This is a genomic window from Marinobacter sp. UBA3604 (assembly GCF_002375325.1).
Lineage (GTDB): Bacteria > Pseudomonadota > Gammaproteobacteria > Pseudomonadales > Oleiphilaceae > Marinobacter > Marinobacter salarius.
The window spans coordinates 117246-126876 of the sequence record NZ_DFMB01000041.1 but is presented as its reverse complement, the minus strand read 5'-3'; the positions used below and the strand labels follow the sequence as shown (position 1 = coordinate 126876).

Below are 9631 nucleotides of genomic sequence, written 5' to 3'. Positions count from 1 at the left end.
CCCAAGCGCCACACGGACGTGCTCGAGCGTGTTTCAGACATCCGTGACCACTCGCCGACTCCACCAACACTCGAGTACTAACTCCGGACCGAGATGACGTCACTACCCTGGCTAGACCCCGACCAACTCTGGTTCCCCCCCGCCGAACAGGCCCTGGACGACCCCGACGGATTGCTGGCACTGGGCGGTGACCTATCCACCGAGCGGCTCAAACTCGCCTACCGCAACGGCATCTTCCCCTGGTTCAGCGACGACCAGCCCATACTCTGGTGGTCCCCCAGCCCCAGATGCGTCCTTTTCCCGGAAGAGATCCACATCTCCAGAAGCCTCCGGCGCACCCTCAACCGCGGCTATTTCACCATCACCGCCGACCAGGCTTTCCCCCGCATCATCCGCCTCTGCGCCAACACCCGTGCCGAAGGCACCTGGATCACCCAGGATATGATTGACAGCTATGGCCAGCTTCACAAACAGGGGGTAGCCCACTCCATAGAAGTATGGAATCCAAAGGGAGAACTGGCCGGGGGAATGTACGGCCTGGCCATTGGCCGCTGCTTTTTTGGTGAGTCCATGTTTTCACTGGAAACCAATGCCTCGAAAGTATTGATGGTCCATCTGGCCAATCAACTCCGGGATTGGGGCTATCAGATTATGGATTGCCAGGTGGAAAGCGGCCATCTGTTGCGAATGGGTGCGCGAAGTATCCCACGCAGCGAATTTTTATCTATACTCAGGACATGCGTCGACAGTAGTCCGGACCACAGCGACTGGGGCTTCCGGTGGCAGTGGCCCGGCCCGGAGGTGTGAATGAGCAATCTCAGGACCCTGGTGTTTTTTGCCACGCCGGCCCACGACTGCAGTTACCTGCCAGATCGCGAAGCAACCACCATGTTCGTCGACCCGAGGGCCCATGTGGACAAGCGGCTGTACAGCCAACTGACCGCCCTGGGCTTCCGTCGAAGTGGCTCGCATTACTATCGCCCCCACTGCGAAAGCTGCAATGCCTGTGTTCCTGTCAGGCTCAAGGTGGAAGAGTTCCAGCCTGACCGCAGCCAACGCAGGGTTATGAAAAAGAACGCCAATCTTAGTTGCCGCATGGTCAAGGCAACCTTTTCGGAACGGTATTACAGCCTCTACGCCCATTACATTGAACAACGGCACTCTGACGGCGACATGTACCCACCCTCCCGTGAACAGTTCATGTCGTTCCTGGTGGAAGGCGCCACCGATTCCTGGTTTGTCGAAATCATGGACGGAGACAACCTGGTGGGCCTGGCCGCCGTGGACATGCTGGACGAAGGCCTGTCCGCCATCTATACCGTATTTGATCCTGCCTACGAAAGCCGAAGCCTGGGCACCTTTGCGGTGCTTTGGCAGATAGAGGAAGCAAAACGGCTGGGGCTTCCGCACCTGTATCTGGGGTATTGGATCGAAGAATGTCGGAAAATGAACTATAAAACACGATTCCGCCCGATCGAAGCGCTTCGGGACGGGCAATGGCACACCATGGAAGTGAACTGATTTTGCCAAATGGCGGTAAATCAGGCAGAATTGCGCAATTTAAAATCACAGCAAGCCAATTTACGAGGTTTTTACTGAATGGCGAAGTCCGATGCTATTGAAATGGAAGGCGTTATTGTTGATACGCTTCCAAACACCATGTTCCGGGTTGAACTCGAAAACGGCCATATTGTGACCGCTCACATTTCTGGCAAGATGCGCAAGAACTATATCCGTATTCTGACAGGCGACAAGGTCAAGGTAGAACTGACCCCCTACGACCTGAGCAAAGGACGCATCGTGTACCGCGCCCGCTGATAGCTGTATGAGACTTGAAAGCCCCGAATATCGGGGCTTTTTATTTTCAGGCCTTTCCATGCCAGGCCGCTACTCCCGATTGTCCGCCGAGCATTCCATCGCGCCTGGATTGGTATAACACCGCACCTTCCGCAGTATCGTCATCATGTCGTCATGGTACACACCCGCAGCCAGCATGCCCGAGTCTTCCGTGGACTGCTGCATATCAATCCTCACGCTGCGCAACATTTCCTGGTAACCCCGGACGGCTTCGGGTGAAATCTTGACCCAGCGCTCCTCGGGAATCGACCGTTCGTACTGCCTCACAATGCGCATGGCCTCCGGGTAGAGCCTGGACATGATCCGCCGTGACTTCCTGACAAAAGCGTCGTCGAACTCATCCGCCCGGGCGATCAACTGAACGGTTACCTGCCCTACCGGATAATCGACAATACCACCTTTGCTGCCCATGCCCCGGAACATCTCCAGCACCTCGTAGGCTGCCGCCGGCGCATAACTGATATCAGCCTCGCCGGAATTGAACAGGCTGGCAAAGTCGGAAATTTTTGCCGCAACCGGCACCGCGCCAACATACTCAACCATATGACGGGCATCGTGGTGCCCCTCGAACACCGTGATGCGCTTTCCCTCCAGAGCCTCCACGTGGTCAATCGCCCGGTCGTTCACGAACAGGTAAGCCGCTCCCATCGGCGTCACACCCAACACCTCGTAACCATTCTGCTCAAGATGACGGTCAACCCTGGGGCTGGCCAGAATATGGAGCAGCACTTTCAGGTCTTCATAATAGGGAATCGCCCCGATGGCACTGATGGAGCCTGAAAAATCGTTGAATTTACGGGCGCCCATATCGGTCACCGCCACAATGTCGCAACGCCCGGCTCTTAGATCTGCGACGGCCTGATCTTCATCGGTGTAGGGACGCATGTTAAGGCCTACGCCGGCCAATGCGGCCTTGCGGTGGTAATCCTGCAACGTACGGTAGACAAATCCACTTGCTCCGGCGACATCAAATACACAGAACTCACGGCGCTCACTCGCGCCGGCATTGCTCCAGCCGGAAAGCCCGAGCACAACCAGCAAAAGCATGGATAACGCTTTCATTTCCCGGTTCTCCTTATCATTGTTGTTTCACGGAAACACAGACCACGGCGCGTACGCGTCAGGTAATCTGACTGTCAGACAACAATTTGACAGAGAAGCGGAGCAATTGGATTGACGACAATGTCAGGGCTGGCCCTTCAACAGAGTCAATTGATGGTCGGCCAGTGACAAAAAAGGCCATGCTGTTTCCAGCATGGCCTTTCCAAGAGGAGAAGAATCGCTCAGGGCTGCTTACACAGCCTCAGCCGGTTCGTCCTCGTACTCGAACTCCAGTTCACCATCCTTGAGGTGAATGTGGACATCACCACCATGCTCCGACAGCCGGCCGAACAGGATCTGTTCCGCCAGGGGCCGCTTGATCTTGTCCTGGATCAGGCGAGCCATCGGGCGTGCCCCCATGGTGACATCGTAGCCCTTCTCGGCCAGCCATTCCTTCGCGGCGTCGTCAACGTGGAGCACCACGTGCTTCTCGTCCAACTGCGCCTGCAATTCCGTGAGGAACTTGTCCACCACGTGGGTGATGGTGGCCGGCTGGAGATCACCGAACTGGATAATGCCATCCAGGCGGTTGCGGAACTCCGGCGTGAACGTCTTCGATATAATCTCCATGCCGTCGGTGCTGTGGTCCTGCTCACTGAAGCCAATGGAACGGCGGGCCATGCTTTCAGCACCGGCGTTGGTGGTCATCACCAGGATCACATGACGGAAATCCGCCTTACGACCGTTGTTATCCGTGAGCGTACCGTGATCCATCACCTGCAGAAGCAGGTTAAAGACCTCCGGATGAGCCTTCTCGATCTCATCCAGCAACAGCACACAATGCGGATGCTTGCTCACGGATTCCGTCAGCAGACCACCCTGGTCATACCCGACATAGCCCGGAGGCGCACCGATCAACCTGGACACGGTATGCCGCTCCATGTACTCGGACATGTCGAAGCGCACCAGCTCGATACCCAACACCTTGGCCAGTTGCTTGGTGACTTCGGTCTTGCCCACACCCGTGGGGCCGGCAAACAGGAAGGCACCTTCCGGCTTCTCCGGCGCCTTCAGGCCGGCACGGGCCAGCTTGATGGCGGTGGACAATGACTCGATAGCCGGATCCTGCCCGAAGACCACCATCTTGAGATCCCGCTCCAGATTGCGCAGCAGGTCCTTGTCGCTGGTGGATACGTTCTTCGGCGGGATGCGGGCGATATTGGCCACCACATCCTCGATTTCCGACACGTCGATTGTCTTCTTGCGTTTGGCCACCGCCAGCAGACGCTGATGGGCACCGGCTTCGTCGATTACGTCAATCGCCTTGTCCGGCAGGTGGCGATCGGTGATGTAGCGTTCAGACAGCTCAGCCGCCACACGCAGTGCCTGATCGGTGTACTTCAGGTCATGGTGCTTCTCGAAATGGGACTTCAGCCCCTTGAGGATCTGGTAGGTATCCTCAACGCTGGGTTCGTTCACATCAATCTTCTGGAAGCGGCGAGCCAGCGCGCTGTCCTTCTCGAAAATGCCACGGAATTCCTGGAAGGTGGTGGAGCCAATGCACCGGATTTCCCCTGAGCTCAGCATGGGCTTGAGCAGGTTGGAGGCATCCATCACACCGCCGGACGCGGAACCGGCACCGATGATGGTATGGATTTCATCGATGAACAGAATCGCATGCTTCTCTTTCTTCAATTCTGCAAGCAGCCCCTTCAGCCGCTTCTCGAAATCCCCCCGGTACTTGGTGCCAGCCAGCAGGGCACCGAGATCAAGTGAATAGACCACCGCGTCAGAAATGATCTCCGGCACCTGGCTATCCACAATGCGCTTGGCAAGGCCTTCGGCAATCGCGGTCTTGCCCACACCCGCTTCGCCCACCAGCAGCGGATTGTTCTTGCGACGGCGAACCAGTATCTGAACCACCCGCTCGACTTCGTGTTCACGTCCGATCAGCGGGTCAATGCGGCCCTGGCGGGCCTGGTCATTCAGGTTGGTTGCGTAGCTTTCCAGCGGACGTGATGCACCGCCTTCTTCTGCGGCTTCATCATGAGACGCCTGATCGTGACCCTCCTGATCTTCGGCACCCTGAACGCGAGAGATGCCATGGGAAACAAAATTCACCACGTCAATGCGGGCGATGCTCTGTTTCTTGAGCACATACACCGCCTGGCTCTCCTGCTCACTGAAGATGGCCACCAGCACATTGGCACCGGTTACCTCCTTCTTGCCAGAGGATTGTACGTGAAATACAGCACGTTGTAGCACGCGCTGGAATCCGAGCGTGGGTTGTGTTTCCCGCTCGCTGTCGTTGCTGGGGATCAGTGGTGTGGTTGAATCCACAAACTCTACGAGTTCTTCCTGAAGCCGGGCCAGGTCTGCACCGCATGCTTTCAGGACGCCCACTGCCGATTCGTTGTCGAGCAAGGCCAGCAAAAGGTGCTCGACGGTCATGAATTCATGACGCTTGTCGCGGGCACTTTTGAAAGCCGCATTCAATGTAATTTCAAGATCTTTGCTCAGCATGGGCCACCCCAAGGTCTATCAGTCCGCACGTTCAATCTCGCAAAGGAGCGGATGTTCGCATTCCGAGGAATACTGGTTCACCTGTGCCGCCTTTGTTTCCGCGATGTCCCGGGTATATACCCCGCATACAGCCTTTCCCTGCGTATGGACGAGCAGCATCACCTGCGTCGCCTTTTCTTCGTTCATTCCGAAGAACTTCATCAACACATCCACTACAAAGTCCATGGGTGTGTAGTCATCGTTCAGAAGCAGAACCCTGAAGCGCGCGGGGCGCTTGAGGGCGGGCTTCTCGGGAGCAACACTGACATCGTCCTGACGTCCTGGCTGGTCGTCCTCCCCCTGATTTAATACTAGTAGAGAATTCTGGATAGTCCGCATGATTCTTTACCGGAAATCGGTGCCTCTGCTTAAAGATGGTTGTCTGCCGCCCGGTTTTCAAGGTACCTCCGGTAACCGGACGTGCGCTGGTTATCAATCTCGCCATGATACAGGCTCCGGCCCCGGTTCAACCATACATTCCGGCTATAACTGCTATTGACTCTGAGCGAATATTGGTCAACAGTACGATAGCAATGTAAAATATTGTAAATTGGCGTAAGAAGCCTATAACAGGCTGCAATCCGTGCAAGGCAAAACGCTCGGCAATAACATCAATAACAAAGACACTGACAGTGAAAGAACAGGGGAGTTCATCATGCCAAGAGGCAAAGTAAAGTGGTTTAACAATGCCAAGGGTTATGGCTTCATTATCGAGGAAGGCTGCAGTGACGATCTGTTTGCTCACTTCTCTTCAGTGCAAATGGAAGGTTACAAAACCTTAAAGGCCGGCCAGGCCGTCACCTTCGATAAAAAGCCCAGCGACAAGGGGATCCACGCGGTCAACATCGTTCCGGAGGAGCAGCCACAGAAGCAGAGTTCCCAAGAGAACGCTTCTGAGAAAACGTCCGGCAGTGACGACGACGTGGAACAGAATCAGGACAGTGGATACCAGGATCAGCCCCGCGCGGCAAACGCTTGACGGCTGACGCCACCACTGCCCAGGCAGATAACACCGGCCCACAATGACCGGCCAGTTAGCCTGTGTCCGGACGTTCGGTCGTTCCGCAACCAGATGGGGCGACCGGGCCCTCCTCCCCAACCCCCTCTCTCCCTACTTCTGGCATAATGCGCCTGTTCAAATTCGATTCCCTAAATCAAGGTTCATTTGCCACCATGGCAACGCTGATTCTGTTCAACAAACCGTTCCGGGTGCTTTGCCAGTTCACCGACGAGAAAGGCGGCACGGATGGCACCCTCCGCGCCACCCTTGCCGACTGGCTCAAGATCCCCGCTGTCTACCCTGCCGGGCGGCTTGACTATGATTCGGAAGGTCTCTTGCTGCTAACGGACAACGGGCAACTGCAGCATCAAATTGCCTCTCCCCGGCTGAAAATGCCAAAGACATATTGGGTTCAGGTTGAAGGCGAGATCAGCGAAACGGCACTGAAGAAACTGCGCGAAGGCGTGGAACTCAAAGACGGTAAGACTCGCCCAGCCGAAGTTACGACGATGGCTCCGCCGGAGATCTGGCCCAGAAACCCGCCAGTACGCTACAGAGCATCGATCCCCACGAGCTGGGTGAAGATCACCATCACCGAAGGTAAAAATCGGCAGGTCCGTCGCATGACGGCGGCAGTCGGCTTCCCTACCCTACGATTGGTTCGCTATGGTATTGGAGACTGGACCCTGGACGGGCTTTCGCCCGGCGAATACAGGGCAACATCCGTACACGCGCCTTCGCCCCCGCCTGGAACCGCGGCGCGGAAGGCGGCGAAACCCCGCAAACACGCACCCCGGAGGCGACCCCGCCTATGACTTGGACACCCCACGCCACAGTTGCCGTTATTGTTGAAGATGACCATGGCCGTTTTTTGCTGGTTGAGGAACTCAGCCATGGTCAGGTGGTGCTCAACCAGCCCGCGGGCCACGTAGAGGAAGGCGAAAGGATCCTTGACGCAGCGCAGCGGGAAACCCTGGAGGAGACTGGCTGGGAGGTGGTCCCTGAACACTTTCTTGGCGTCTATACCTACAAGGCCCCCGCCAACGGCGTTACCTACTACCGGTTTTGCTTCTCAGCCAGGGCCCTGGGCCGCGTGACCGATGAGCTGGACGACGGCATTATCGCTGCCCACTGGTTAACACCCGGTGAAATCCGCTCACAGGCCGACAAACTTCGGAGCCCTCTGGTCATGCAATGCATAGAAGATTACCGAAACGGACGCCGCTTTCCCCTGGATGTCATTGTCGAGCCGCAGACGTAACCTGGCTTAAATGCTAGAATCCGCCCCTTTGACCCCGACAGACCCAGACATGACTAAAGCACCTGAAAATACCCGAGTGATTGTCGGCATGTCCGGCGGCGTAGACTCTTCCGTGGCAGCCTGGCTCCTGAAGGACCAGGGTTACCAGGTGGAAGGCCTGTTCATGAAAAACTGGGACGAGGATGACGGCACCGAATACTGCACCGCCATGACCGACCTGGCGGACGCTCAGGCGGTGGCGGAAACCATCGGTATTACGCTGCACACCGCCAGCTTTGCGGCGGAATACTGGGATCGGGTATTCGAGCACTTCCTGTCGGAATACAAGGCTGGCCGGACCCCGAATCCCGATATCCTCTGCAACAAGGAAGTGAAGTTCCGGGCGTTTCTCGATTACGCCATTACCCTGGGCGCTGACTACATTGCCACCGGCCACTACACCCGCCAGCGCCCTCTGAACGACGGCAGTGGCGGAGCCGAACTGCTCAAGGGCCTTGACCCCAACAAGGACCAGAGCTACTTCCTGCACGCCGTCTCTGGCGAACGTATTGCCCGTACGCTCTTTCCGGTGGGCGAGCTTGAAAAACCGGAAGTACGGCGCATTGCCGCCGAACAGGGCTTTATCACCCACGACAAGAAAGACTCCACCGGTATCTGCTTTATCGGGGAACGCAAATTCCGGGATTTCCTCAAACAGTACATTCCCGCGAAGCCCGGAAATATCGAGACCCCCGATGGCCAGGTGATCGGCCGCCATCAGGGCCTGATGTACCACACCATTGGCCAGCGTCAGGGCCTCGGCATTGGTGGCTTGAGTGAGTTTGGCGACGAGCCCTGGTACGTCGCGGAAAAAGACCTGTCCCGCAACGTACTGGTTGCCGTTCAGGGCAAGCATCACCCCCTGCTGTTTTCTCGCGGACTGATCAGCGGACCGGTGGATTGGATTGCCGGCGAAGCTCCGGCTGCGGAGTTCCGCTGCAAAGCCAAGACGCGCTACCGCCAACCGGACCAGGACTGCACGGTAACAGCCCTGGACAACGGGTTCAGGGTTGTCTTTGACGACGCACAGCGCGCCGTCACTCCGGGTCAGTCTGTCGTGTTTTACCGCGACGAGGTCTGCCTTGGTGGCGGCGTTATCGAACAAACCTGGCGGGACGGTGAGCAGACGCCCACAGGAACTGACAACAAGGCGGAAGGAGCCGGCGCATGAGCCGATCGATACACGACCAGACCCTGGCTCTGGCGGGCGTCTTCCAGGCCTCTGCTCTGGTCCAGCAAATAGCCCATTCCGGCCAGTGCGCGGAGTCCAGCTTTGAAACCTGCCTGCGCTCACTGTTCGCCACGCAACCTGAAACGACCCTGGATGTGTTCGGCGGTGAACTGAAGGACCTGCGTGAAGGCCTTTCCACCCTCGCCAGCGTAATGAGCCAACAGAGCAAACAGCAGGACATTGAAGTATTGCGTTACGCCCTGAACCTGATCAACCTCTCTTCCAAGCTTCGTCAAAACAGCGACATGCTGGATGTAATCGGCAGCCGGATCGACCAGGCCCGGCACACCGCAAGCCATTTCGGCTACAGCCACAGCAACCTGATTGCCAACGTGGCGTCGATTTACACGGACACCATCAGCACCTTCCGCCAGCGTATCCAGGTCAGCGGTGAGCCCACGATTCTTCAACGCGAGGAGAATGCGGCCAAAGTACGTGCCCTGTTACTGGCTGGTATTCGCTCCGCCGTCCTTTGGCACCAGACCGGCGGCCGCCGCTGGCAGCTTATCTTCACTCGTCGCAAGGTCATCATGACCGCCCGGGAATTGGCGGAGAAGGCAAACCGCTCGGTTTACGACTGAATCCCGGCCACCACTGGTGTATCATATGCGCCCCCAGTTTTTCTTTTGACCGTATCTTT

11 protein-coding genes are annotated in these 9631 nt (G+C 57.1%); 8 read left to right on the top strand and 3 right to left on the bottom strand.

Going from position 1 to position 9631, the window contains the following annotated elements; translation table 11 throughout:
• The first annotated feature begins 93 nt into the window (after nt 1-93).
• The 3 genes from aat to infA all read left to right on the top strand — a co-directional run bounded on the left by aat (nt 94) and on the right by infA (nt 1818).
• Nucleotides 94-807, top strand: coding sequence for a leucyl/phenylalanyl-tRNA--protein transferase (gene aat, locus B2590_RS12315; RefSeq protein WP_036205314.1), 714 nt, complete (start codon nt 94-96; stop codon nt 805-807).
• Nucleotides 808-1521: an arginyltransferase gene (locus tag B2590_RS12310; protein ID WP_273064954.1), complete on the top strand. Its 714-nt coding sequence runs from the start codon at nt 808-810 to the stop codon at nt 1519-1521. It abuts the gene before it with no gap.
• Nucleotides 1522-1599: 78 nt separating this feature from the next.
• Complete coding sequence (gene infA, locus B2590_RS12305; protein ID WP_007153725.1) at nt 1600-1818, top strand: translation initiation factor IF-1; 219 nt, start codon at nt 1600-1602, stop codon at nt 1816-1818.
• A gap of 69 nt (nt 1819-1887) precedes the next feature.
• On the opposite strand, the gene B2590_RS12300 is transcribed toward infA, so the two are convergent.
• From B2590_RS12300 to clpS, 3 genes are all read right to left on the bottom strand, one after another.
• Nucleotides 1888-2919: a putative solute-binding protein gene (locus B2590_RS12300; protein WP_051946689.1), complete on the bottom strand. Its 1032-nt coding sequence runs from the start codon at nt 2917-2919 to the stop codon at nt 1888-1890.
• Nucleotides 2920-3150: 231 nt separating this feature from the next.
• Nucleotides 3151-5421 (bottom strand): ATP-dependent Clp protease ATP-binding subunit ClpA, encoded by a 2271-nt coding sequence (gene clpA, locus B2590_RS12295; RefSeq protein WP_036205311.1) that lies wholly within the window; start codon nt 5419-5421, stop codon nt 3151-3153.
• Between the two features lie 18 nt (nt 5422-5439).
• On the bottom strand, nt 5440-5799 hold the full coding sequence (gene clpS, locus B2590_RS12290; protein WP_286847951.1) for an ATP-dependent Clp protease adapter ClpS: 360 nt from the start codon (nt 5797-5799) through the stop codon (nt 5440-5442).
• A 316-nt stretch (nt 5800-6115) separates the two neighbouring features.
• On the opposite strand from clpS, the gene B2590_RS12285 reads away from it, so the two are divergent.
• The 5 genes from B2590_RS12285 to hflD all read left to right on the top strand — a co-directional run bounded on the left by B2590_RS12285 (nt 6116) and on the right by hflD (nt 9572).
• Complete coding sequence (locus B2590_RS12285) at nt 6116-6439, top strand: cold shock domain-containing protein (protein WP_041336669.1); 324 nt, start codon at nt 6116-6118, stop codon at nt 6437-6439.
• Between the two features lie 194 nt (nt 6440-6633).
• The gene (locus B2590_RS12280) at nt 6634-7275 is read left to right on the top strand and encodes a pseudouridine synthase (protein WP_273064951.1); all 642 of its coding nucleotides are present in this window, start codon (nt 6634-6636) and stop codon (nt 7273-7275) included.
• Nucleotides 7272-7721 carry an NUDIX hydrolase gene (locus tag B2590_RS12275; protein ID WP_041334261.1) on the top strand — a complete coding sequence of 150 codons (450 nt, stop codon included), beginning with the start codon at nt 7272-7274 and terminating at the stop codon, nt 7719-7721. Before B2590_RS12280 ends, B2590_RS12275 begins: the two co-directional genes overlap by 4 nt.
• A gap of 49 nt (nt 7722-7770) precedes the next feature.
• Nucleotides 7771-8931: a tRNA 2-thiouridine(34) synthase MnmA gene (gene mnmA, locus B2590_RS12270; protein ID WP_286811704.1), complete on the top strand. Its 1161-nt coding sequence runs from the start codon at nt 7771-7773 to the stop codon at nt 8929-8931.
• On the top strand, nt 8928-9572 hold the full coding sequence (hflD, locus tag B2590_RS12265; RefSeq protein WP_036205300.1) for a high frequency lysogenization protein HflD: 645 nt from the start codon (nt 8928-8930) through the stop codon (nt 9570-9572). Before mnmA ends, hflD begins: the two co-directional genes overlap by 4 nt.
• Nucleotides 9573-9631 lie beyond the last annotated feature (59 nt).

Bases quoted from the DNA above. Each gene is read 5' to 3' on its own strand.
- mnmA (WP_286811704.1), top strand. From the start codon at position 7,771: ATGACTAAAGCACCTGAAAATACCCGAGTGATTGTCGGCATGTCCGGC.
- B2590_RS12300 (WP_051946689.1), bottom strand. From the start codon at position 2,919: ATGAAAGCGTTATCCATGCTTTTGCTGGTTGTGCTCGGGCTTTCCGGC.
- B2590_RS12285 (WP_041336669.1), top strand. From the start codon at position 6,116: ATGCCAAGAGGCAAAGTAAAGTGGTTTAACAATGCCAAGGGTTATGGC.
- B2590_RS12280 (WP_273064951.1), top strand. From the start codon at position 6,634: ATGGCAACGCTGATTCTGTTCAACAAACCGTTCCGGGTGCTTTGCCAG.
- B2590_RS12310 (WP_273064954.1), top strand. From the start codon at position 808: ATGAGCAATCTCAGGACCCTGGTGTTTTTTGCCACGCCGGCCCACGAC.
- hflD (WP_036205300.1), top strand. From the start codon at position 8,928: ATGAGCCGATCGATACACGACCAGACCCTGGCTCTGGCGGGCGTCTTC.
- clpA (WP_036205311.1), bottom strand. From the start codon at position 5,421: ATGCTGAGCAAAGATCTTGAAATTACATTGAATGCGGCTTTCAAAAGT.
- clpS (WP_286847951.1), bottom strand. From the start codon at position 5,799: ATGCGGACTATCCAGAATTCTCTACTAGTATTAAATCAGGGGGAGGAC.
- B2590_RS12275 (WP_041334261.1), top strand. From the start codon at position 7,272: ATGACTTGGACACCCCACGCCACAGTTGCCGTTATTGTTGAAGATGAC.
- infA (WP_007153725.1), top strand. From the start codon at position 1,600: ATGGCGAAGTCCGATGCTATTGAAATGGAAGGCGTTATTGTTGATACG.
- aat (WP_036205314.1), top strand. From the start codon at position 94: ATGACGTCACTACCCTGGCTAGACCCCGACCAACTCTGGTTCCCCCCC.